23 protein-coding genes are annotated in these 23635 nt (G+C 58.1%); 11 read left to right on the top strand and 12 right to left on the bottom strand.

Annotation, left to right across the window (positions count from 1 at the left end):
* Positions 1-227: 227 nt before the first annotated feature.
* Complete coding sequence (locus AB7M29_RS30645) at positions 228-1004, top strand: IclR family transcriptional regulator (RefSeq protein WP_217858131.1); 777 nt, start codon at positions 228-230, stop codon at positions 1002-1004.
* A 288-nt stretch (positions 1005-1292) separates the two neighbouring features.
* Positions 1293-2228, top strand: a complete 936-nt coding sequence (locus tag AB7M29_RS30640) for a DMT family transporter (protein WP_217858130.1) — start codon at positions 1293-1295, stop codon at positions 2226-2228.
* Here AB7M29_RS30640 and AB7M29_RS30635 read toward each other — a convergent pair.
* Positions 2218-3555: an MFS transporter gene (locus tag AB7M29_RS30635; protein WP_454248640.1), complete on the bottom strand. Its 1338-nt coding sequence runs from the start codon at positions 3553-3555 to the stop codon at positions 2218-2220. The two genes, AB7M29_RS30640 and AB7M29_RS30635, sit on opposite strands and share 11 nt — an antisense overlap.
* A gap of 490 nt (positions 3556-4045) precedes the next feature.
* On the opposite strand from AB7M29_RS30635, the gene quiC reads away from it, so the two are divergent.
* Together quiC and AB7M29_RS30625 are read left to right on the top strand one after the other, a co-directional pair.
* A complete protein-coding gene (gene quiC / locus AB7M29_RS30630; protein WP_454248639.1) occupies positions 4046-5947 on the top strand; it encodes a 3-dehydroshikimate dehydratase QuiC in 1902 nt (633 codons plus the stop codon).
* A gap of 103 nt (positions 5948-6050) precedes the next feature.
* Positions 6051-6728, top strand: coding sequence for a TetR family transcriptional regulator (locus AB7M29_RS30625; protein ID WP_052967454.1), 678 nt, complete (start codon positions 6051-6053; stop codon positions 6726-6728).
* 103 nt (positions 6729-6831) lie between these two features.
* On the opposite strand, the gene AB7M29_RS30620 is transcribed toward AB7M29_RS30625, so the two are convergent.
* From AB7M29_RS30620 to AB7M29_RS30600, 5 genes are all read right to left on the bottom strand, one after another.
* Positions 6832-7686, bottom strand: coding sequence for a shikimate dehydrogenase (locus tag AB7M29_RS30620; RefSeq protein ID WP_095054660.1), 855 nt, complete (start codon positions 7684-7686; stop codon positions 6832-6834).
* Positions 7683-8132, bottom strand: a complete 450-nt coding sequence (gene aroQ, locus AB7M29_RS30615; RefSeq protein WP_454248638.1) for a type II 3-dehydroquinate dehydratase — start codon at positions 8130-8132, stop codon at positions 7683-7685. Before aroQ ends, AB7M29_RS30620 begins: the two co-directional genes overlap by 4 nt.
* Positions 8133-8309: 177 nt before the next feature.
* Positions 8310-9221: a LysR family transcriptional regulator gene (locus tag AB7M29_RS30610; protein WP_217858125.1), complete on the bottom strand. Its 912-nt coding sequence runs from the start codon at positions 9219-9221 to the stop codon at positions 8310-8312.
* A 134-nt stretch (positions 9222-9355) separates the two neighbouring features.
* Positions 9356-10435 carry a tRNA (uridine(54)-C5)-methyltransferase TrmA gene (gene trmA / locus AB7M29_RS30605; RefSeq protein ID WP_217858124.1) on the bottom strand — a complete coding sequence of 360 codons (1080 nt, stop codon included), beginning with the start codon at positions 10433-10435 and terminating at the stop codon, positions 9356-9358.
* Positions 10432-11727, bottom strand: coding sequence for an NCS2 family permease (locus AB7M29_RS30600; RefSeq protein ID WP_030129488.1), 1296 nt, complete (start codon positions 11725-11727; stop codon positions 10432-10434). Before AB7M29_RS30600 ends, trmA begins: the two co-directional genes overlap by 4 nt.
* Positions 11728-11953: 226 nt before the next feature.
* Between AB7M29_RS30600 and AB7M29_RS30595 the strand changes: the two genes are divergently transcribed.
* Both AB7M29_RS30595 and AB7M29_RS30590 read left to right on the top strand, forming a co-directional pair.
* The gene (locus tag AB7M29_RS30595; protein WP_454248766.1) at positions 11954-12409 is read left to right on the top strand and encodes a DUF4879 domain-containing protein; all 456 of its coding nucleotides are present in this window, start codon (positions 11954-11956) and stop codon (positions 12407-12409) included.
* 67 nt (positions 12410-12476) lie between these two features.
* The gene (locus AB7M29_RS30590; RefSeq protein WP_454248637.1) at positions 12477-13028 is read left to right on the top strand and encodes a DJ-1 family glyoxalase III; all 552 of its coding nucleotides are present in this window, start codon (positions 12477-12479) and stop codon (positions 13026-13028) included.
* Between the two features lie 6 nt (positions 13029-13034).
* On the opposite strand, the gene AB7M29_RS30585 is transcribed toward AB7M29_RS30590, so the two are convergent.
* The 3 genes from AB7M29_RS30585 to AB7M29_RS30575 form a co-directional block, all read right to left on the bottom strand.
* Positions 13035-13322: a HigA family addiction module antitoxin gene (locus AB7M29_RS30585; protein ID WP_038981447.1), complete on the bottom strand. Its 288-nt coding sequence runs from the start codon at positions 13320-13322 to the stop codon at positions 13035-13037.
* Positions 13323-13336: 14 nt separating this feature from the next.
* Complete coding sequence (locus AB7M29_RS30580; RefSeq protein WP_038981449.1) at positions 13337-13615, bottom strand: type II toxin-antitoxin system RelE/ParE family toxin; 279 nt, start codon at positions 13613-13615, stop codon at positions 13337-13339.
* Positions 13616-13746: 131 nt separating this feature from the next.
* Positions 13747-14985, bottom strand: a complete 1239-nt coding sequence (locus tag AB7M29_RS30575; protein ID WP_217858119.1) for an MFS transporter — start codon at positions 14983-14985, stop codon at positions 13747-13749.
* Positions 14986-15527: 542 nt separating this feature from the next.
* On the opposite strand from AB7M29_RS30575, the gene AB7M29_RS30570 reads away from it, so the two are divergent.
* The 3 genes from AB7M29_RS30570 to AB7M29_RS30560 are packed head-to-tail and all read left to right on the top strand — an operon-like array spanning position 15528 to position 18206.
* A complete protein-coding gene (locus AB7M29_RS30570) occupies positions 15528-16970 on the top strand; it encodes a cytochrome ubiquinol oxidase subunit I (RefSeq protein WP_052967965.1) in 1443 nt (480 codons plus the stop codon).
* A 3-nt stretch (positions 16971-16973) separates the two neighbouring features.
* The gene (gene cydB, locus AB7M29_RS30565; protein WP_217858117.1) at positions 16974-17981 is read left to right on the top strand and encodes a cytochrome d ubiquinol oxidase subunit II; all 1008 of its coding nucleotides are present in this window, start codon (positions 16974-16976) and stop codon (positions 17979-17981) included.
* A 57-nt stretch (positions 17982-18038) separates the two neighbouring features.
* The gene (locus AB7M29_RS30560) at positions 18039-18206 is read left to right on the top strand and encodes a DUF2474 domain-containing protein (RefSeq protein WP_052967973.1); all 168 of its coding nucleotides are present in this window, start codon (positions 18039-18041) and stop codon (positions 18204-18206) included.
* A 66-nt stretch (positions 18207-18272) separates the two neighbouring features.
* Here the strand turns inward: AB7M29_RS30560 and AB7M29_RS30555 are convergent, their stop codons facing one another.
* Positions 18273-19397: a methyltransferase gene (locus AB7M29_RS30555; protein WP_217858116.1), complete on the bottom strand. Its 1125-nt coding sequence runs from the start codon at positions 19395-19397 to the stop codon at positions 18273-18275.
* Between the two features lie 190 nt (positions 19398-19587).
* Complete coding sequence (locus tag AB7M29_RS30550; RefSeq protein ID WP_217858115.1) at positions 19588-20295, bottom strand: autoinducer binding domain-containing protein; 708 nt, start codon at positions 20293-20295, stop codon at positions 19588-19590.
* A gap of 271 nt (positions 20296-20566) precedes the next feature.
* Between AB7M29_RS30550 and AB7M29_RS30545 the strand changes: the two genes are divergently transcribed.
* Entirely contained in the window at positions 20567-21343 is a 777-nt protein-coding gene (locus tag AB7M29_RS30545) for a ferredoxin--NADP reductase (protein WP_454248636.1), read from the top strand.
* A 43-nt stretch (positions 21344-21386) separates the two neighbouring features.
* Here AB7M29_RS30545 and mscL read toward each other — a convergent pair whose 3' ends face one another.
* Positions 21387-21800 (bottom strand): large-conductance mechanosensitive channel protein MscL, encoded by a 414-nt coding sequence (gene mscL, locus AB7M29_RS30540; protein ID WP_123721377.1) that lies wholly within the window; start codon positions 21798-21800, stop codon positions 21387-21389.
* 285 nt (positions 21801-22085) lie between these two features.
* Between mscL and katB the strand changes: the two genes are divergently transcribed.
* Positions 22086-23627 (top strand): catalase KatB, encoded by a 1542-nt coding sequence (gene katB / locus AB7M29_RS30535; protein WP_217858113.1) that lies wholly within the window; start codon positions 22086-22088, stop codon positions 23625-23627.
* Positions 23628-23635 lie beyond the last annotated feature (8 nt).

Here is a 23635-nt window from a genome sequence, read left to right as displayed (position 1 = left end):
TACCTGATGAAGGCGCATGGTGATGAGTGTTGCCGGTGAGTAGGTATGGCGCCAGTCCGGTCGTCTGACAGCCCTTGGCGATATGGGTTCTCCGAAGTGGCGACATTAGCGGTTTCATGGACGGACGGGTACTGCAGATCGGTCAAGACAACTGCCGGACAGGTTCCAGATTTTGCTTACCTGGAGTTGTCTTTTAGAATCAGCCAAATTTCATTTTGGAATCTCCCATGGCAGGCAGTCAGATCGAACGTGTTTTCAGCGTGCTGGAAAGCCTTACCGGTGAACCCCAAGGTCTACCGATGCAGACCCTGGCCGAGCAACTGGACATTCCCAAGAGCGCGACCCACCGTCTGCTCGCCGAACTGATTCGTCTGGGGTATGTGCGGCAGAATCCGGAAAACCTGCGTTATCACTTATCGACCAAACTGGTCGCCATGGGCTTTCGTTACTTGTCCGGCAGTGGTGCGGATATTGTGCAGCCAGTACTCGATCGGCTGGCCCGGGAGACCGGTGAGCTGGTACGCCTGGGGGTGATCGAAGGGGAGCGCCAGACCTGGATCGCCAAATCCCAGGGCGCCCGATCCGGCTTGCGTTATGACCCGGACATGGGTCGCGATGCACCGTTGTTTTACACCGCGTCGGGGCATGCGTGGCTGGCGTGCATGAGCGATGCCGAGGCCTTGTCGCTGGTGGAACGCCAAGGCATTGAGCGGCCCAAGGACCTCGGGCCGAATGCACCGCGCTCCAACATCGAATTGCTCGAGCGCCTGCGTCTGGCCAGGGAGCAGGGCTATGCCTGGGTCGAGGAAAGTTCGGCGGTAGGCACGTCGGCGATTGCAGCAGTGGTGCGGCATCCGGGTGATGGCCGGGTGATCGGCGTACTCAGCATCGCCGGGCCGAGTGCGCGGATGCCGGGGGCGCGGTTGCATGAACTGGCGCCACTGTTGTTGAAGTTTGCGGAGGAGTTGTCGGCGGCGAGTCTGGCGTCGGAGTTGTTCGTTTAATTCAGCCTGCACAGAAAAACAGTGTGGGAGCGAACTATGCGAATCTGTGCGCTGATCGAACACAATTTGCCGTTACTCCTGTGAGAATCTGGAACCAGGTTCTAAATTATTGGAACCCATCCCGGCAACAATAAATCACAAGAGACCACGCCTTGACTTCAGTCCCTTCGCATTGCCCTGATCGGTGCTGACAATAATGGGCCAACAGCATTACCAGCATCTGCAATCCATGGCTGACGGTGCTGGAGTTATCGCCGCTTTTGATCTCAAGACACCAAGGGATACCCCATGACCCTCAGCACTCCGCTTTCCGGTGTCAATCAGCCCTTCAAAGGGATTCTGCTGATCGTCGTTGCCACCTTCCTGTTTTCCAGTCACGACGCTTTGTCGAAATACCTCTCGGGGTTCTATCCGGTGATCATGGTGGTCTGGGCCCGTTATGTGGTTCACACGTTACTAATGGCGGGGATTTTTCTGCCGCAGTCCGGGTTGCGTGTTCTACGGACCAAACGGCCATTGCTGCAACTGTTGCGGGCGTTGTGCCTGCTGGGGACCAGTTTGCTGTTCACCACCGGGTTGCTGTTCATCCCGTTGGCCGAAGCCACGGCGGTCAATTTTCTCGCACCGGTATTGGTAACGGCGCTGTCAGTGCCACTGCTCGGTGAACAGGTGACGCGCGGGCAATGGCTGGCGGTGATTTGCGGGTTCATCGGGGTGTTGATCATCGTCCATCCCGGCGGCGAACTCTTCACGCCTGCAGTGTTGCTGCCGTTCTGCTCAGCCCTGTTTTTCTGCTTCTATCAACTGCTCACCCGCAAGCTCAGCGAAATCGACAGCCCGACCACCAGTAACTTTTTCGCCGGGCTCTGCAATACCTTGGTAATGAGCGCGCTGGTGCCGTTCTTCTGGCAAGTCCCCAGCCTGGGTCATGGGTTTTTGATGGTGGCGCTGGGGGCGTGCGGGATGACGGCGCATCTGTTTCTGACCCAGGCCTTCCGTCACGCCGCGCCCGCGTTGTTGGCGCCGTTCGGCTATTGCCAGATTGTCTTTGCCGGTTTGCTGGGCTGGTTGCTGTTTTCACACACACCGACCCTGACCACGGTGATCGGGATCGCGGTGATTTGTTGCAGCGGGTTGGCAGCGGCGTGGCAACAACGGCGCCGACAAGAGGAGGGAGGCAGGCCTGGAATCAGGCCTGCCGGAGGAAGGGAGTTTACTCGGTGACGGTAGGAATCTTGCGCGGTGCCATGAAGTACATCCAGGTCAGCGCGATGAAGTACATCGCGGGGATCATGGTGAACAGCACGGTGTAGTTGTTGTTGGTGATCGTCAGAATGTGGCCGACCAACTGAGTCATGAACATCCCGCCGATTGCCGCGCACATCCCGCCGAAGCCGAACACCGTACTCATCATGTGCTTGGGCGTGTAGTCCATCACCAAGCTCCAGATGTTCGCGGTCCAGGCCTGGTGCGCACCGATGGCCAGGGAGATGGCAAACACTGCGAGCCACAGGCTGCTTGAGCCGGCGGCCATGACCACGCCGATGATGCAGCAGGCGAACAGGAACATGGACATCAGTCGTGCCTTGATCGGGTTGACCCCGCGACCGATCAGGAACGAGGACAGAATCCCGCCGCCGACACTGCCGAAGTCCGCGGTGAGGTAGATGATGATCAGCGGGATACCCATCTGGGTCACGTTGATCCCCAGGTTGTATTGCTGATTGAGAAACGGCGGCAGCCAGTACAGGTAAAACCAGAACACCGGCGCGGTGATCGAGTAGGCCAGGGCGAAGGCCCAGGTGCCACGCATGCGCAGGATTCGTGAGAACGGCACGCGGGATTGTTCCGGCTCGACTTCCTTCTGGATGTAGTCCAGTTCCGATTGTTTAACGCTCGGGTGATCTTCCGGGTTGAAGTACTTCAGGCCCCAGAACAACAACCAGATGCCGCCCAGTGCCGCCATGCACAGGAACGCGGCTTGCCAGCCCCAAGCGTGGAGGATCAGCGGCAACAGCATCGGCGTGAACATCGCGCCAACGTTGGTGCCGGCGTTGAAGATGCCGGTGGCCACGGCACGCTCACCGGCGGGGAACCACAACCGGGTGGTTTTCACGCAGGCCGGGTAATTCGCCGCTTCGGTCAAACCGAGAATGAACCGGCAGACCATGAAGCCCACCGCCGAAGTGGCCAGGCCGTGAGCACCGGTGGCCAGGCTCCAGAGCAGCACCGCGCAGAAGAACACGCGTTTAACGCCGACCCGGTCGATCAACCGGCCCTGCAGCACAAAGCCGATGGCGTAGCCGACCTGAAACCAGAAGTTGATGTTGGCGTAGTCCATCGCCGTCCAGCTCATTTCCTTGGCCAGGATCGGCTGCATGACGCCTAGGGCGGCGCGGTCGATGTAGTTCAGAGTGGTGGCGAAAAACACCAGCGCCAGCATCCCCCAACGGGTTTTGCCGACCGCTATGGCGCCGCGGATTTTGTCGCCGATACTGCCAGTGGCGACGCCCATGGCCGGAGCCACGCGAGAGCTTTGAGAAGGAAACATGTATGTGCCATCCGTTCAATGACTGACAAGCGAGGCTTGTCGGGACTTCAAGGGCGCGTGATCAATCGACGGCGACAGGCGCGGGTGTGATTGATCGGCTGAGGTGTTTTCGTCGAACTGACGACAACGGTTATTCAGCGAGCGGCACGGTTCGGCCGAGGGGGCGCAAGGTTCGGATGGATGCCAGGTACGGCGGGAGGGCGATGGAGCAAGCAAACAAGGCGTTGAATGAGCGCATGAGCGTGTACCCGTTTTTTGAAATTTTTATGTGGTGTTCAGGGTCTTTGGTAACCGAGTCCATGGGGGCGTGACCGGACTCAATGTGGTGTCGATGTTGCGCAGTGGACGAAAAATCGTCAATTCGCCAACCGCCATTGTGTTCGATAATCGCCCGCAAAACTAACCGGGTAGTACACTTTGAATTGCTGTGTGGATTCGTCAAGCCAATAATTTGCCCAACAAGAATGTCCCCACCACCGGGAGTCGACACATGCAGCGTTCCATTGCCACCGTTTCCTTGAGCGGCACCCTGCCGGAAAAACTCGAAGCCATCGCCGCCGCCGGTTTTGACGGGGTGGAGATTTTCGAGAATGACCTTCTCTACTACGACGGCAGCCCACGGGAAATCAGACAGATGTGCGCCGATCTCGGGATCGCGATTACGCTGTTTCAACCCTTTCGGGATTTCGAAGGTTGCCGCCGCGATCGTCTGCCACGCAATCTGGAGCGGGCCGAGCGCAAGTTCGATTTGATGCAGGAACTGGGCACCGACCTGGTGCTGGTATGCAGTAACGCCTCGGCCGATTCGATCGGCGATGAGCAGATTCTGGTTGATGATTTGCACCAGCTCGCAGAGCGGGCCAGCATTCGTGGCCTGCGGATCGGCTATGAAGCGCTGGCCTGGGGCCGGCATGTGAACACCTGGCAACAGGTGTGGAACATCGTTCGCCAGGCCGATCATCCGAGCCTCGGCGTGTTGCTGGACAGTTTTCATACGCTGTCGCTCCAGGGCGACCCGAGCGCCATCGCCGAGATTCCCGGCGACAAGATCTTCTTCGTGCAAATGGCCGACGCACCGATCCTGGCCATGGATGTGCTGGAGTGGAGCCGACACTTCCGCTGTTTCCCGGGCCAGGGTGAATTTGATCTGCCGGGCTTCCTCGCTCCGATCATCAAGAGTGGCTACACCGGGCCGCTGTCGCTGGAGATCTTCAACGACGGCTTCCGCGCCGCACCGCCACGGGCCAACGCCGCCGACGGTTTGCGTTCGTTGCTGTATCTGGAAGAGAAAACCCGCCAACGTCTGGAACAGGAAGCCACGCCCGCAGCCAATCGCGACATTCTGTTCGACACCCCCAGCGCCAGCGAATACAACGGCATCGAGTTTCTTGAATTCGCAGTAGATGAAAGCCTCGGTGCCAAGCTGTCCCATTGGCTGGAGCGGCTGGGTTTCGTCAAGGCCGGGCAACACTGTTCCAAGAGTGTCAGCCTGTTGCGTCAGGGCGATATCAACCTGATCCTCAACTCTGAGCCTTATTCCTTCGCCCACAGTTTTTTCGAGGCTCACGGCCCATCACTGTGCGCCACCGCCGTGCGGGTCAAGGACAGCGCCAGTGCGCTGGCCCGTGCCATTGCGTACAAAGGCCAGCCCTATCGCGGACTCGTAGGCCCCAATGAGCTGGAACTGGCAGCGGTGCGTGCGCCGGATGGCAGCCTGATTTACCTGGTGGACAAGAATGCTGACGTCTACGGCACCGACTTCAACCTGCAACCGACGGCCGTGACCAGCGGTGGCCTCAAGCGCATCGACCATATGGCGATGGCGCTACCGGCCGACAGCCTCGACAGTTGGGTGCTGTTCTATAAAAGCCTGCTGGATTTCGAAGCCGACGATGAAGTGGTGTTGCCTGATCCGTATGGTTTGGTGAAGAGCCGCGCATTGCGCAGTCGTTGCAGTTCGATCCGCCTGCCGCTGAACATTTCCGAGAACCGCAACACCGCCATCTCACACGCACTGTCGAGTTATCGCGGTTCCGGCGTGCATCACATCGCGTTCGATTGCGACGACATCTTTGCCGAAGTCAGCCGCGCCAAGGAGGCGGGTGTACCGCTGCTGGATATCCCGCTCAACTACTACGATGACCTCGCCGCGCGGTTCGATTTCGACGATGAGTTCCTCAGCGAGCTGGCCTATTTCAACGTGCTCTATGATCGCGATGCTCAGGGCGGCGAGCTGTTTCATGTGTACACCGAGCCGTTCGAAGGGCGGTTCTTCTTTGAAATCATCCAGCGCAAAAACGGCTACGCGGGTTACGGCGCGGCCAACGTGGCAGTGCGACTGGCGGCCATGGCTAAATCGCGAAGTGGTGGCGTACGTCAGGCAAAGTTGTAGGAAAATCGTAAACACGGGTACAAAACCGCTGCCTCGCGGCTTCCTTCACTGCGCGCGGCAGCCCATAATCGCCTGCTTGTGCAGTGATGGCCGTGAGCCCGCAATGACAATAATTACAGAACTCTCCGTAGCGCCCGAAAAGCCAATTGCCGAGCCTCGCAAGAGTCGCAAGAACAATCCGGAAAAGACCCGCGAGAACATCCTTCAAGAGGCCATTGTCGAGTTCGTTCAGCAGGGGCTTTCCGGTGCGCGCGTTGATGCGATCGCCGAACGCATCCACACCTCCAAACGCATGATCTATTACTACTTCGGCAGTAAGGAACAGCTCTACGTCGAGGTGCTGGAGAAACTCTACGGGGATATCCGCAGCACCGAAAACCGTCTGCACCTGGCCGAACTGGCGCCGGTGGAAGCGATTCGGCGGCTGGTGGAATTCACCTTTGATCACCATGATCGCAACGTCGATTTCGTGCGTATCGTCAGCATCGAGAACATTCACAACGCCGAGTACGTGAAGCGCTCCGATGCGATCAAGGCGATGAACAACACCATCCTCGATTCACTGGGCGAGATTTTGCGTCGTGGCTCCGAAGAAGGTGTATTCCGCACCGAGCTCGATCCATTGGATGTGCATCTGCTTATCAGCTCGTTTTGCTTCTATCGGGTGTCGAACCGCCATACCTTCGGTGAGATCTTTCAGATCGACTTGCCGGACGAAAGTATCAAACAGCGTCATCGAGAGATGATTTGCGAGTCGGTTTTGCGATACCTGCAGGCCTGATTTGTAGGTCCCTTAAAAGATCGCCGCCTGCGGCAGCTCCTACAAGGTAATCGGCGTTTAACCAATCCTGTAGGAGCTGCCGAAGGCTGCGATCTTTTGATCTTCAACCATTCATGCTCTGAAAATGCGCCAGCATCCGCTGAGCATCCGGCACCACCCCGCTGAACAGTTCAAACGCCTTCACCGCCTGAAACACTGCCATGTTGCCGCCATCCAGCGTTCGGCAACCCAACGCACGAGCGTTGCGCAGCAGTTCGGTTTCCAGCGGGAAGTAAACGATCTCCGCGACCCACAACTGCGCCCGAAGCAGCTCCACTGGCACGGGCATGCCCGGCAGTTTTTTCATGCCCATCGGCGTGGTATTCACCAAACCGTCAGCCTGACCCAGCGTGCCTGGCAAATCATGCCCGGCCACGGCGCGACCGAAGCCGAAATGCTGATTGAGGTTGTTCGCCAGCGACTGAGCACGACTTTGATCCACATCGAAAATGCTCAGCAGCTGTACGCCTTCGCTCAATAGCGCGTGGGCCACTGCCGCGCCTGCGCCACCGGCGCCCATTTGCACCACACGCTCACGGGCAACGTCCTTCAAACCACGGCGAAACCCTTCGGCAAAACCCAGGCAATCGGTGTTGTGGCCGATGCGTTTACCGTCCTTCAGCACCACCGTATTCACCGCGCCAATACCGCGGGCTTCCGGCGACAATTCGTCAAGCAACGGGATGATCGTCTGCTTGCACGGGAAGGTGATGTTCAGCCCGGTGAAGTTCATTCGTTCGGCGGCCATCAGCAGGTCGGGCAGGGCGCTGCTGTCGAGTTTCAATTGATCCAGATCGATCAACCGATACAGGTAACGCAAACCCTGCGCATCGCCTTCATGCTCGTGCAGCGCCGGAGTGCGGGAAGCCTGAATGCCGGCACCGATCAGCCCGGCCAATACCACGGTGTTGTGTGTCATGACGCTAAACCTTCCAAACGTTGGCTGAAATGCTCCAGCGCCAAACGATAGCCGTGGCTGCCGAAACCGCACATGACCGCGGTGGCGATGGACGAAACAAAGGAGTGATGCCGGAAGGGTTCGCGGGCATGGACGTTGGACAGGTGTACTTCGATCACCGGCAGTTCGCTGGCGACCAAGGCATCGCGAATGGCAACCGAGGTGTGAGTCCAGGCGGCCGGGTTGATGACGATCCCGGCGCAACGGCCACGGGCGGCGTGAATCCAGTCGAGCAGTTCGCCTTCATGGTTGGTCTGGCGAAATTCCACGGTCAGGCCGAACTCTTCGGCAGCACGACCGCACAGCGCTGAAATGTCCGCCAAGGTTTCGTGGCCGTAAGTCGCCGGTTCACGGGTACCGAGCAGGTTCAGGTTCGGGCCGTTGAGCACCAGAACGATAGGGGACATCGGGTCTCTCCACATATTATTTTTGGCATTGGCCGAGGGTTTCAGCCTGTGGGGAGAAATTGTACCAACTGGTTAATAAGGTCAATTGAAGAGGGCGTCAGGCCTGGATTATTTGTGCGGTGATCGGACAGATGCAAAAGATCGTAGCCTTCGGCAGCGCCTACAGGTGCGATCTTTTCAGCGCGGCAAATGCTCAACCAGAAAATCGATAAACGCTCTTAGCCGCAACGGCACATGGCGGCTTTGCGGGTACAGCAGAGTGAAAGGGCGGGAGCGTCCGCCGTAGGGCTTGAGCACTTCCACCAGCGAACCGTCCGCCAGTTGGTTTTCGACGATGAAGCGATAGGTTTGAAAGATCCCGGCGCCGCTTTTTGCCAGCGTCACGCCACCCAATACGTCATCGGAACAGCAGTAGTTGCCCTCGGCCAGAATCTCCAGCGGCACACCGTTGTCGTTGAACAGCCAGGCAATCCGCCGGCCGCTGCTGGGCAGTTCGTACTGAATGCATTCGTGCTGAGCCAAGTCATCCAGTGTTTGCGGGGTGCCGGCGCGCTTCAGGTAATCAGGGCTGGCAATCATCACCAGCCCGGCGTCTTCCAATGGCCGTGCGATCAGCCCTGAGTCGGGAATGGCCCGCACACGGATTGCCATGTCATAGCCTTCGCCGACGAAATCGATGTTGCGATTGCTGATGTGCGCCTCGACCTTCACGGCAGGGAAGCGAGCCCGAAACGCAGGCAGCAAGGGCAGGATCCGATGATGGGCATAGGTCGTGGGAATGCTGATGCGCAAGGTGCCGGAAGGTTCTTGCTGCTGCCCCATCACCTCGCGCTGGGCCTCGACCAGCTGGGCAAGAGCCTCGCGACACTCCTCGAAATAACGCCGGCCACTATCAGTCAGCTTGACGCTGCGGGTGGTACGCGCAAATAGCCGTACACCCAAACGTTCTTCCATGCGCGACACCGAGCGGCTGACGGCGGCCGGGGTCACGCCCGCTACAAGTGCTGCTGCGGTAAAGCTGCCGGCCTCTGCGGCCAGGCAAAACAGTTCGATGCTGCCCAATTGAAGATCGTCGAAATGTCGCTGCATGATTGATTACACCGGGAATCAAATGAAGTGCCAGTGGCTGTATTTATCAAATCAGGACGCACAAATACAGGGCGTTTCAATCGCCCACAAAAAAGCCGTCCTGTGGACGGCTGATTTGTATATGGAGGCTGCAATCAACGACGGGTCAACAACACTCCGGATTCCATGTGATGGGTCCACGGAAACTGGTCGAACATCGCGCATTGAGTAATGCGGTGGGTGTCGTGCAGTTGGGCGATGTTGGCCGCGAGGGTTTCCGGGTTGCAGGAAATGTAGAGGATGTTGTCGAAGCGCCGGGTCAGTTCGCAAGTGTCCGGGTCCATGCCGGCGCGGGGCGGGTCGACGAACACGCTACCGAATTCGTAGCTCTTGAGATCGATGCCATGCAGGCGGCGGAACGGGCGAACTTCGTTCAGGGCTTCGGTCAGTTCTTCGGCAGACAAACGCACCAGCGTGACGTTATCCACCGCGTTTTCACTCAGGTTGCTGAGTGCTGCGTTGACCGAGGTCTTGCTGATTTCGGTGGCCAGCGCTTTGCGCACGCGGGTCGCGAGCGGCAGGGTGAAGTTGCCGTTGCCGCAATAAAGCTCCAGCAAATCGTCGGAGCGATCGCCGAGGGCGTCGTACGCCCAGTTGAGCATTTTCTGGTTCACCGTGCCGTTGGGTTGGGTGAACGCGCCTTCCGGCTGGCGATAGCTGAAAGTGCGGCCGCCAACTTCGAGTTTCTCGACCACGTAATCGTGACCGATCACTTCGCGTTTGCCCTTCGAGCGACCGATGATGCTGACGTTCAGGTCGGCTGCCAGTTTCGACGCCGCTGCGTGCCAGTGCTCGTCCAGCGGGCGGTGATAGCACAGGGTGATCATCGCATCGCCAGCCAGCGTGGTGAGGAACTCCACCTGAAACAGCTTGTGGCTCAGCGCCGCACTCGCTTGCCAGGCCGCCTTGAGTTGCGGCATCAACTGGTTGATGCGCAGGCTTGCGATCGGGAATTCTTCGATCAGGATCGGCGTGCGTTTGTCTTCCTGGGAAAACATCGCGTAATGGCGCTCGCCGGCTTCGCGCCACAGGCGGAATTCGGCACGCAGGCGGAAGTTTTTCAGCGGCGAATCGAACACCGCAGGTTCGGGCGCACCGAACGGGGCCAGCAGGTCGCGCAGGCGCGTGACCTTTTCTTCGAGCTGAACGGCGTAAGCCTGGGAATCAAAAGTCATGCGTTGAACCAACCCAACTTGATCACGAACAGGATCGACAGAATCACCAGCGCCGAATTCAACTCACGGCCGCGACCGGACAACAACTTGATGGCAGTCCAGGAGATGAAACCGAAGGCGATGCCGTTGGCGATGGAATAAGTGAATGGCATGGCCAGGGCGGTGACCACGACCGGTGCGGCGACGGTGATGTCATCCCAGTCTATTTCGGCCAGGCCGGATGTCATCAGTACGGCGACGAACAGCAAAGCAGGCGCGGTGGCAAAGGCCGGAACACTGGCCGCCAATGGCGAGAAGAACAGCGCCAGCAGGAACAGAATCGCGACCACGATGGCAGTCAAGCCGGTGCGGCCACCGGCACTCACGCCGGCTGCGGATTCGATGTAGCTGGTGGTGGTCGAGGTGCCCAACAAAGAACCGGCCATGGCCGCGGTGCTGTCGGCGATCAGGGCGCGGCCCATTTTCGGCATGTGGCCGTCCTTGCCCATCAGGCCGGCACGCTTGGCGACGCCGATCAGGGTGCCGGAGTTGTCGAACAGATCGACAAACAGGAAGGCGAAGATCACGCTGACCAGACCGATGTCCAGTGCGCCTTTGATGTCCAGTTGCAGGAAGGTCGGTGCCAGCGACGGCGGCATCGACATCACGCCACCGAACGGGGTGAAGCCCATCACGATCGAAACGATGGTCACCGCCAGAATGCCGATCAGCACGGCGCCGCGCACTTTCAGCGCTTCAAGGGCCACGATCAGGGCAAAACCGAGGGTCGCTAGAATCGGCGCCGGTTGCTTCAGGTCGCCGAGGCCGACCATGGTCGCCGGGTTGCTGACCACGATGCCGGCGTTGTGCAGGGCGATCAGTGCCAGGAACAGGCCGATACCGGCAGCAATCGCCGAGCGTAGCGCCAGCGGGATGCTGTTGATGATCCATTCGCGGATGCGGAAGATCGACAGCAGGAAAAACATCACCGCCGAGATGAACACCGCGCCCAGCGCCACTTGCCAGGTGTGGCCCATGTGCAGGACCACGGTGTAAGTAAAGAAGGCGTTCAAGCCCATGCCCGGCGCGAGGGCGATCGGGTAGTTGGCGATCAGGCCCATGGTCGCCGAGCCGATGGCGGCTGCCAGACAGGTGGCGACAAACACCGCACCCTTGTCCATGCCGGTCTCGCCGAGAATACTCGGGTTGACGAACAGAATGTAGGCCATGGCCAAAAAGGTCGTGACGCCCGCCAGAATCTCGGTCCGCACGTTGGTGTTGTGTGCCTTGAGTTGAAACAGCCTTTCCAGCATGTCTGCTCCCCGTGGCGCGCCCGGCGCCGTGAATGTATCGACCTCAACAGCAAAGCACAGACCGCTGCAGGCGCCTGGGAATTTTCTGTGGGTCGGAAAAAGCCGCGCATCATACCAGCAGCGTGGGGCTATGGCTGCTTATGGCTGCGATCGTCGTCGATGTTTTGCACAAAAGGGAACTGCGCCATACTGCGCGCTGTTTTTTTGGGGGAGGGAGGGGGTAGATATGTATTGCATTAATAAGCGTGTGATTGCGGCATTTGGATTGCTGTTCACCTGTTTCGTCGGAGCGCAAACAGCCATTGCAGCCACGGCGCCACCGTTGAGCCAGGTGAAGGTGCTCAAGGTAGAATCGCCAGGCTGTGGCTTTGAAAATATCGCGGACGGCCAGGCGCAAACCCGTTGCGACCACAAAGGGCCAAACATCAAGGTGTACGTGCTGGAAGTCGGCTACGGCCGTGCAGCCCATGTCGCACTGGACGGTTTCGAGGTGAACGGCACGCGAACCCCTGTCTGTGCTTTTGATACCGGCAACCTGACCGAGTGTTCCGCCGGGAAAAAAACCGTTGGCTATCTGTACATCTTCAACCTGGCAGGCAAGCAGGACGGCACCTTCACGTTTAGCAACACCTCGATCAACGCACCCGGCAATACGATGTCGACGCAGCTTTACATCAAGTAACGGCTGGGCTCGAACAAGGGTCAGGAAAGCTGACTACGCTTTAAAGATTATCCTGTGGACCGCACCCATGACCTTTAGAGCCCTGATTACCCTCGCCGAGGGCATCGACGATCTGCAAACCGTGACCCTGATCGATGTGCTGCGCCGCGCCAAGGTTGAAGTGGTGGTGGCCAGCATCGAGGCACGGCGCATGCTTACCTGCGCTCGCGGCACCCGTTTGACCGCCGATGCGATGTTGGTGGATTTGCTCGCCCAACCCTTCGACCTGATCGTGCTGCCTGGCGGTGCCGTAGGGGCGCAGCATTTGGCGGCCCACCAACCCCTGCAACAATTGATCAAGGACCAGTCCGCCGCCGGGCGTCTGTTCGCCGGTATTGCTGAATCTCCGGCGCTGGCGCTGCAAACCTTTGGCGTTTTGCGTCAGCGACGCATGACTTGCCTGCCCATGGTCAGCAATCAACTGTCGGGCTGTAACTTCATCGATCAACCGGTGGTGGTCGATGGCAACTGCATCACCGCCCAGGGTTCAGGCTCCGCGCTGGCGTTTGCGCTGACGCTGGTGGAGCAACTCTGCGGCAAAGCCACGCGGTCGACGGTGGCGGGGGAATTGGTGGTCTAGTGAATGTCAGGCGTGGATAGCAATCGGTTCGATAAAGGGTTGCTCACGCTGCTCCGCTTGCCAGAGATCGTAGTCGGTCTGAACCCCTAACCACATCCGGGCCTTACCGATTCCAGCCCGCTCCAGACGTACCGCCAAGTCCGGACTGATGGGCGCATGGCCGTGCAGCACTCGCGAAAGATGCGGGCGGGCGAATCCAAGGTGCCTGGCCAATTCGGTGACGCTGATACCAAGCTCGGGCAATACATCCATCAAGAGTGTTTCACCAGGGTGTGGCGGGTTGTGCATGGGCATGGTCCTGCCTCCTGTCAGTGGTAATCCAGATAGTCGACCAGTTCGATATCCGAACCAATAAAACGAAAAATCACCCGCCAGTTCCCCGAAACGCTGAGTGACCAATATTCGGTCAGCTCGCCCTTGAGCGGATGTAACCGCCATCCCGGAAGGTCGAGGTCGTCGGGCGCCACTGCACGATCCATGAACTGCAGCATGCGAGCCAGACGTTTCGCATGATCTGCTCGAATCCCACGAGTCGAACCGGTTTCGTAGAAGCCACGAAGGCCTTTGTGCTGAAAGGATTTGATCATGCTCGAAGTGTAAGGCGATACATTACACTTGATGCACTATCTATGTATTGCACTTGGTCGGAGAATTTATGCTTTGTGCTGATTTCCGGTCTTTTGGAAGCAGGTACGGGACCTCCGTATCCTGAGTTACGTCAGGCCCTGACCTCTTCCACCGGCACATGCATGCGGTCGCGGTTGGCCAGGGTCGGGAACAGTTTGATCCAGGTCCCGGTCACCATCAGCGTGCCGATGCCGCCCATGACCACTGCCGGCACGGTGCCGAACCAGTGGGCCGTCAGACCTGATTCGAACTCGCCGAGCTGATTCGAAGCGCCGATGAACAAGCCATTCACAGCACTGACCCGGCCGCGCATTTCGTCGGGGGTTTCCAGTTGCACGAATGAGGCGCGGATCACCATGCTGATCATGTCCGCTGCGCCCAATACCACCAGCACGGCGAGAGAGAACCAGAACGAAGTCGACAGGCCGAAAGCGATGGTCGCCACGCCGAATACACCCACGGCCGTGAACATGACCCGCCCGACGTTGCGCTCCACGGCAAATCGCGCCAGGAATAGCGACATCAGCAGCGCACCGACTGCCGGAGCTGAGCGCAGCAGGCCCAGACCCCAGGGGCCGGTCAACAGAATATCTTTGGCGAACACCGGCAGCAGCGCGGTCGCGCCACCCAGCAGGACAGCAAACAGATCCAGGGAAATCGCCCCGAGAATGTCCGGGCGACTGCGAATGAAGCGGATGCCCGCCAGCAGCGAATCCAGGGTCGCCTTGCCTTTGTTCAGAGGTGTCTGCCGGGCCGGGAGGTTGAGCATCAGCGCACAAGCGATGAGGTAAAGGATCACCGTCGGGCCATACACCCACACGCTGCCGAAGGCATAGAGCAAACCGCCCAGCGCCGGGGCGACGATGGTCGCTGATTGTTGCGCAGATTGCGCGGCGGCAACGGCACGGGGAAATAACGCGCTGGGCACGATGCTTGGCAGCAAGGCCTGGGTGGTCGGCATTTCGAAGGAGCGGGCGGCGCCGAGCAGGAACGCGAGGATGAAGATCATCTCTCGGGTGACATGGTCGGTCGCGCTACCGATGGCCAGCGACAGGGCGATCAGCGCTTGCAGGAACTGACAGGTCGCCGCGACCTTGCGCCGGTCATAGCGGTCTGCGACATGCCCGGTGTGCAGCATGAACAACACTCGAGGGGCAAATTCCACCAGCCCCACCAGGCCCAGATCGAGCACATTGCCGGTCAGTTGATACAGATTCCAGCCAATGGCCACGGTCAACATCTGAAAACCGCTGGCGGTAAACACCCGCGCCAGCCAGAACGCGATAAACGGGCGGTGATGACGTAACAGCAGGGGCGCTTGGCTGGGCATCTGAAGGCAGGTCTGGGCAAGGGAAGGGCGAGATTATCACCAACCTGTAACTAGAAGTTGCAAGGCTGGGAAATTTAGTTAGCTAGACACCGATCTATGGAACATACGAAATCCCTGTGGCGAGGGGGCTTGCCCCCGTTGGGCTGCGAAGCGGCCCCAGACCTAGGCAACTCATTTCTGCCAAGTACACCGCAGTAACCGGATTTACGACTGCTGCGCAGCCGAACGGGGGCAAGCCCCCTCGCCACAGTTAGTCCACCCATAAAAATGTATTGCAGCCTATGACCAAACCTATGAGGCAACCTGTCACGCGGCAAAAGACCACACCGTCCATCGGCAAAAATGCGACTACTCTTTCAACGTTGCTTGATCCAGATCAAGACCCTTCGTGGAATTGATCCGGTGGCCAGATGGCCAGACTCCCTACGTTTGTGATGATGGTACAAAAAGAACGAATTCGAATTCGCCACACTCCATATCCGTGGGGGCAGTGGGTGTAGGCCGCAAGCCTTCAGCCGGTATTACCTGACAGAGGAAGACTTATGTTCGGTTTGGAGGCACTTGATCTCGCCCGGATTCAGTTCGCATTTACCATTTCGTTCCACATCCTGTTCCCGGCTATCACCATTGGCCTGGCGAGTTACCTGGCGGTGCTCGAAGGCCTGTGGCTGAAGACGCACAACGACACTTACCGCGATCTGTACCATTTCTGGTCGAAGATCTTTGCCGTCAACTTCGGCATGGGCGTGGTTTCCGGCTTGGTCATGGCCTATCAGTTCGGCACCAACTGGAGCCGTTTCTCGGACTTCGCCGGTTCGGTGACCGGGCCATTGCTGACCTATGAAGTGCTCACTGCCTTCTTCCTTGAGGCCGGTTTCCTCGGCGTCATGCTGTTCGGCTGGAACAAGGTCGGGCGCAAGCTGCACTTTTTCTCGACGGTCATGGTAGCCATCGGCACCCTTATTTCGACCTTCTGGATTCTGGCCTCCAACAGCTGGATGCAGACCCCGCAAGGTTACGAAATCGTCAATGGCCAGGTTATTCCGGTGGACTGGCTGGCGATTATCTTCAACCCGTCGTTCCCCTACCGCCTGATGCACATGGCCACGGCGGCGTTCGTTGCGACGGCCTTCTTCGTCGGTTCGTCGGCGGCCTGGCACTTGCTGCGCGGCAAGGACAACCCGGCGATCCGCACCATGCTTTCGATGGCGATGTGGATGGCCCTGATCGTGGCGCCGATTCAGGCGGTTATCGGTGACTTCCACGGCCTCAATACCCTCAAGCATCAGCCGGCGAAAATCGCTGCGATCGAAGGCCACTGGGAAAACCACGGTGATGAACCGACCCCGCTGATCCTGTTCGGCTGGCCGGACATGAAAGCCGAAAAGACCAAATTCGCCGTCGAGATTCCATACCTGGGCAGCCTGATCCTGACCCACTCCCTGGACAAACAGGTGCCGGCGCTCAAGGAGTTCGCGCCTGAAGACCGGCCGAATTCGACCATCGTCTTCTGGTCGTTCCGGATCATGGTCGGTCTGGGCATGCTGATGATCTTCACTGGTTTGTGGAGCCTGTGGCTGCGCAAACGCGACAAGCTGTATACCTCGCGGCCGTTCCTGTACCTGGCGCTGTGGATGGGCCCGTCTGGCCTGATCGCAATCCTCGCCGGCTGGTTCACCACTGAAATCGGCCGTCAGCCATGGGTGGTTTATGGGCTGATGCGCACGGCAGACGCGTCCTCCGGGCACAGCTTCGTGCAGATGAGCATCACCTTGATCATGTTCGTCGTGGTCTATTTCGCGCTGTTCGGTGCCGGTCTTGGCTACATGATGCGCCTGGTGCGCAAAGGGCCGAAGATCGACGAAGGCAAGGAAACCAACGAAGGTGGTCCTGGCCAGAAACGCACACCGGCCCGTCCGCTGTCTGCAGCCGATGACGATGGTACCGAAGCTGATAACAGCCCCAGCCTGACCAAGGAGATTTGAATCATGGGTATTGATCTTCCGCTGATCTGGGCCGTGATCATCATCTTCGGCATCATGATGTACGTGGTTATGGACGGCTTCGACCTGGGGATCGGGATTCTCTTCCCGTTCATCAAGGGCAAGAGCGACCGTGACGTGATGATGAACACCGTCGCCCCAGTCTGGGACGGCAACGAAACGTGGTTGGTATTGGGTGGCGCGGCATTGTTCGGCGCCTTCCCGCTGGCTTATTCGGTGGTGCTCTCAGCGTTGTACTTGCCGCTGATCTTTATGCTGATCGGGTTGATTTTTCGCGGTGTGGCCTTCGAGTTCCGCTTCAAGGCCAAGGACGAAAAGCGCCATCTCTGGGACAAGGCATTCATTGGTGGCTCGATCGCCGCAACCTTCTTCCAGGGCGTGGCATTGGGGGCGTTCATCGATGGGCTACCGGTAGTCAATCGTCAGTTTGCCGGCGGTTCACTCGACTGGCTGACACCGTTCACGATGTTCTGCGGTGCGGCGCTGGTGGTGGCTTACGCACTGCTCGGTTGCACCTGGCTGATCATGAAAACCGAAGGTAAATTGCAGGAGCAAATGCATGACCTGGCGCGGCCATTGGCCTTCGTGTTACTGGCGGTGATTGGCATCGTCAGTATCTGGACGCCGTTGGCCCATGCTGAAATCGCTGCACGCTGGTTCTCCCTGCCGAACCTGTTCTGGTTCTTGCCGGTGCCGATTCTGGTGCTGGTGACCCTGTACGGTTTGATTCGCGCGGTGGCCCGCAATGCGCATTACACGCCATTCCTGCTGACCCTGGTGCTGATCTTCCTCGGCTACAGCGGTCTGGGTATCAGCCTGTGGCCGAACATCGTACCGCCGTCGATTTCGATCTGGGACGCCGCAGCACCGCCGCAAAGCCAAGGCTTCATGCTGGTGGGCACGCTGTTCATCATCCCGTTCATCCTGGGTTACACCTTCTGGAGCTACTACGTGTTCCGCGGCAAGGTCACCCACGAAGATGGTTACCACTAGCCCATATGACTACGGCGCGGGATTGATACCTGCGCCGTTCCAGAGGAGATCACGATGATGGCTGGTAAACCTGATTTGCAGGAAATCGAAGCTGCCGAGAAAAAGCCGCTCTGGCAGCGACTCGGCTGGCTCGCGATGATCTGGACCGGCAGTGTCGTGGCACTGTTTATTGTGGCCTCGCTGATGCGCATGTTCATGAATGCCGCCGGTTTGAGCACCCACTGAAATTCCCATCCCGTTGCCTTGCGGCACGGATTTATAACCCTCCCGATGGAGGGTTTTTTTTCGCTTTTATTTACGTGCTTTGAGAATGACGAACTTGGGGGTGGCCGCTACTTGCTCGACGCCGCGGAACAACCGCGCCAGCTTGCTGTGATAACCCAAGTGACGGTTGCCGACGATGTACAGCGCGCCCCCCACCACCAACGATTCACGCGCCTGCTGGAACATCCGCCAAGCCAGGAAATCGCCGACCACTTGCTGTTGGTGAAATGGCGGATTGCACAGCACTACGTCCAGGGATTGAGGCTCCTGCTCTGCCAAGCCATCGCCGGCCCGCACGATCACGTCACGATCACCCAGCGCCGCGCGCCAGTTTTCAGCGGCCGATTGCACGGCCATGAACGATTCGTCCACCAGCGTGTAGTGGGCCTCAGGGTTTTGCAGGGCACTGGCAATCGCCAACACACCGTTGCCACATCCGAGGTCGGCAACTCGCGCTGCGCCGAGGTTCTTCGGCAAGTGCGGCAAAAAGGCCCGCGTACCGATATCCAGCCCTTCGCGGCAGAACACGTTTGCGTGATTGAGCAGTTCGATTGCAGGGGCGTCGAGTCGATAGCGGGTCGGGTAGGGGGAGACCGCAGGGGCTTTGGCTTCGGCTGTGGCGATCAGCAGTCGAGCCTTTTTCACTGCCAGCGAGGCTTGCACCGGGCCGATGTAACGCTCCAGCAGATCGCCCGCAGCGCGTGGCAAATGCTTCACCATCGCGGCCGCAATCACTTGAGCGCCGGGAGCCAGTTGCCCTTGTAGCCGGATCAGTTGCTCTTCCAGCAGGGCCAGGGTTTTCGGTACCCGGATCAATACCCGGTCGAACGGCCCGATGAACGCTTCGCTGGCAGGCACCTTCGGCACTGCATCAAACGCCTGGCCGTTGCGTATCAGGTTTTTTTCCAGCCCCTGAAAAGCCAGAAACGAATCGCCGCTGCTGGTCACCCGAACCTTGCCCACCAGGCTGGCTGCCAAAGCACCGAAGCTGTCGTTGAGCACCAGCACTCGGGTATCGGCTGCCGGTTGTTGCTCGGCCAGATGAGTCAGCAGGTATTCGTCTGCGGCATCAAACGCTTGTAATGGTTCGTTCTGCTGTTCTGGCTGGCGGATAAGATCGAGTTGAGCGAAGGGGGTTTCGAGCAGAGGCATGAGGCGGGGGCTCTGGGTAGTCAACGGAAGATGAACAACGAGTGGCCCGGCGCTCAGGGGCGTTGTAGCGGGCGGAACCATCCGAGCGAACTGCGTCGTGGAACTTCACACGGCATCACTCAGGATGGATCGCAGATGGTACGTTTTTTTGGTCTGGATTACTCGCAGGGATTACCTGATTCGAGCAGTTTCAGATAATGCCCGCTCTCGCTGCTTTGATCACTGCGGACATTTTGTTGTTGGCGCCGAATTTGTGGATGGCGCCCCGTATATGGAACTGTACCGTGCTTTCACTCAGGCTGAGGATGATCGCGATCTCGCCTGCGGTCTTGCCGTCGGCTGAATATTTCAATACCTCGACTTCTCGGGTTGATAAATGCACTGTGCCCGGTTTCGGGGGGGTAGGCAGATCTTTCGCGACAAGCCCGTGCAGGTGGCGGCTAATGAACAACGCGTAGCCCAGATTTTTGTACAGATCATGCGTAGTAACCGGGCAGTGGCTTCTGGCCAGGCTCAGCATACTGCAAAGCCCATTCTGATCATGAACGGATTGGGACCAGCCATAGCGCAAACCTTGCTGTTTTTGTGCTTGCCACAATATCGGTGTCTTGGAGAAGAGCTCTTCCTGCCAAAGAATCGGCAGTTCGCAATGATTGCAATGGGCTAGTATCGGGTCGACTTCACTGAAATGCTCTTGTTCATATTTCGTGTTCCATTCGATGGGATAATTATTCAGGCTGATCGTATGGCGATGTATCCCTCTTGTTTGGGAGGTTATTGAAAATGCACAGAAATTAAAGCCAAGATTTTTAACGAGATTGAGAGAAATCTCGTACGCGGTCTCTATTTTCTGAGCGTAAGAAAGCTGCGTTAACTGTGATTCCTTCCACACTTTCATTGGGTGGCTCCATGCGGACTTACTTGTTTGGCGTTGATTGGATCCAAGATCCGGCACGCCACGAGTGTAGGAGAATTCCTACTTGTATGCTGGATTTTTTTGCTCTTGAAAAAGCTTGCAACTGCATAGCCGGTTCTTAGGTTTGTTACTAGCGGAGAAACAGAATTGTATGGGTACTGTTAATGATAGGGGCAAAAGCCATTACAAATCACCGGTGTTTATGTCATCTGCTTTGCGGGACACTGGGGTTATCTGTTGAATGGAGCGACCCATGACCGCCAGTGCAGAAAAATTCACGCGCCAGACGCTGCTTGATGTCCAGACGTTGACGCCAAACCTGTTCACCCTGCGTACCACCAGGGATCCGGGCTTTCGTTTTCGCGCAGGGCAATTCGCCCGGCTGGGCGTTACCAAGACGGACGGCAGTACGGTATGGCGGGCTTATTCCATGGTCTCGTCTCCCTATGACGAGTTTCTGGAGTTCTTCTCCATTGTCGTGCCGGAAGGGGAATTCACCAGTGAACTGAGTCGGCTGGAAGTCGGCGATACGCTGCTGGTCGACCGGCAGGCCTTTGGCTATCTGACGCTGGATCGCTTCGTCGATGGCCGTGACCTCTGGTTGTTATCCACAGGCACTGGGCTGGCGCCGTTTCTGTCGATCTTGCAGGACTTCGAGGTTTGGGAAAAATTCGAGCGAATCATCCTGGTCTACAGCGTGCGCGAAGCGCGGGAGCTGGCGTATCAGGAGCTGATTGCAGGGCTGGCACAGCGCGACTATCTGGCTGAGTACGCGTACAAGCTGCAGTTCATCGCCACCGTTACCCGCGAGCAGCATCCGAGTGCCCTGAATGGGCGGATCACGACACTCATTGAAAGTGGTGAGCTAGAGCGGACGGCCGGTGTAGCGCTGACAGCCGAGCATTCGCGGGTGATGCTCTGCGGTAATCCACAGATGATCGATGACACGCGCAAGTTGCTCAAACAACGGGACATGCACCTGAGCCTTAGTCGACGACCCGCCCAGGTGGCAGTGGAAAACTACTGGTAAACAAACGGCGCCCAAAGGCGCCGTTTCTTGGGGCAATCAGTCATCAGGGCTGATTGTTCTGAGCCTTGAGCAGATCGCGAATCTCCTCCAGCAGCTCTTCTTCCTTGGTCGGAACCGGCGGCAGGGTTGGCGCAACGGCCTCTTCACGTTTCAGGCGGTTGATGGCTTTGACGCCCATGAAGATCGCGAAGGCGACGATGATGAAGTCGATCAAGCTCTGGATGAACTTACCGTAAGCCAGCGCCACCGCCGGGACGTCACCGTTGGCGTCCTTGAGCGTAATGGCCAGGTCACTGAAGTCGACCCCACCGATCAGCAAGCCGATTGGCGGCATCACCACGTCACCGACAAACGACGAAACGATTTTGCCGAAGGCCGCGCCGATGATAATACCCACGGCCATGTCGACCACATTCCCTTTGACCGCGAAGGCCTTGAACTCACTTATCACGCCCATAGGTTATTTCCTTGTTACAGATGAGGTTGGTGAGCGCAGTGTAAATCAGCAAAACGGCTCGTGCTCGAAACACCGTCTTACAATGCTCGCTCTTATCGACACATCTTCCGGCAATTAGTTTACAAAGTGCCACCAGTCGCGCGCGACTACCCGCTCTAGACCGGGCTTTCCAGAACCTTTTCGCTATCGGCTCGGTACGGGATTTCTATTTATGTTTTGGCCTTTGGGTCACTAGCCTCTGAGGGGCGCACCTGGATGCGCCTTATAAAACCAGAGGAAACTTCCATGACAACTCCCCTCGGCCTCGGGGCTTTGCCCCTCCGTCGTACGTTTGGCGTTCTGACCGCCAGCCTGCTGTCCTTCTCCGTCAGCGCGGCGACGTTGACCCGCGATAACGGCGCTGCCGTCGGCGACAACCAGAACTCGCAAACCGCTGGCGCGACCGGGCCGGTGCTGTTGCAAGACATACAACTGATCCAGAAACTCCAGCGTTTTGACCGCGAACGCATTCCCGAACGCGTGGTGCATGCCCGTGGCACTGGCGCCCATGGCACGTTCACCGTGACCGACGATCTCAGTGACCTGACCAAGGCCAAGGTTTTCGCCGGCGGCCAGAGCACGCCGGTATTTGTACGTTTCTCCGCTGTGGTCCATGGCAACCATTCGCCGGAAACCTTGCGTGATCCGCGGGGATTCGCCACCAAGTTCTACACCGCAGACGGCAACTGGGACCTGGTTGGCAACAATTTTCCGACCTTTTTCATCCGTGACGCGATCAAGTTTCCAGACATGGTCCACGCCTTCAAGCCGGACCCGCGCACCAACCTTGACGACGATTCCCGTCGTTTCGACTTTTTTTCCCATGTTCCGGAAGCCACTCGTACCTTGACCGAGTTGTATTCCAACTCCGGCACGCCAGCCAGTTATCGGGAAATGGACGGCAATGGTGTACATGCCTACAAGTTAGTTAACGCCAAAGGTGATGTGCACTATGTAAAGTTTCACTGGAAAAGTTTGCAGGGGATAAAAAATCTTGACCCTAAAGAAGTGACGGGTGTTCAAGGTCAAGACTACAGTCATATGACTAACGACTTGGTTTCACATATTAACAAGGGTGACTTCCCGAAATGGGACTTGTACATCCAGGTTCTAAATCCTCAAGACTTGTCCAAGTTTGATTTCGATCCATTGGACGCGACCAAAATCTGGCCAGGTGTGCCAGAGCGAAAAGTTGGACAAATGGTGTTGAACCGTAATCCAGCGAATGTTTTCCAGGAAACCGAACAAGTGGCCATGGCCCCGGCCAATTTAGTTCCGGGTATCGAACCTTCGGAAGATCGCTTATTGCAAGGACGAGTGTTCTCGTATGCCGATACCCAACTGTATCGTCTGGGGGCCAACGCTCTGCAGTTGCCGATCAACGCACCCAAAGTCGCCGTGAATAACGGTAATCAGGATGGCGCAATGAACATCGGCGCCAGCAGCACAGGCGTGAATTACCAGCCGAGTCGCCTGCTGGCCCGTGAAGAGCCGCAAACCGCGCGTTACAGCCAGTCGACCCTGTCGGGCAGCACGCAGCAGGCGAAGATTCAGCGTGAGCAGAACTTCAAGCAGGCCGGTGATCTGTATCGCTCGTTCAACCCAAAGGAACGTCAGGACCTGATCGACAGCTTTGGTGGCTCACTGGCCACCACCGATGACGAGAGCAAGCACATCATCCTGTCCTTCCTTTACAAAGCCGATCCGGAATACGGGACCGGGGTGGCCAAAGTAGCCAAGGGTGATCTGGCTCGGGTCAAGGCGCTGGCGGCCAAACTGGTCGACTGATCCATCCG

This window comes from Pseudomonas sp. F-14 TE3623, assembly GCF_053629015.1.
Note: the sequence above shows the minus strand (reverse complement) of the source record. Positions and strands in the feature narration are given on the sequence as shown.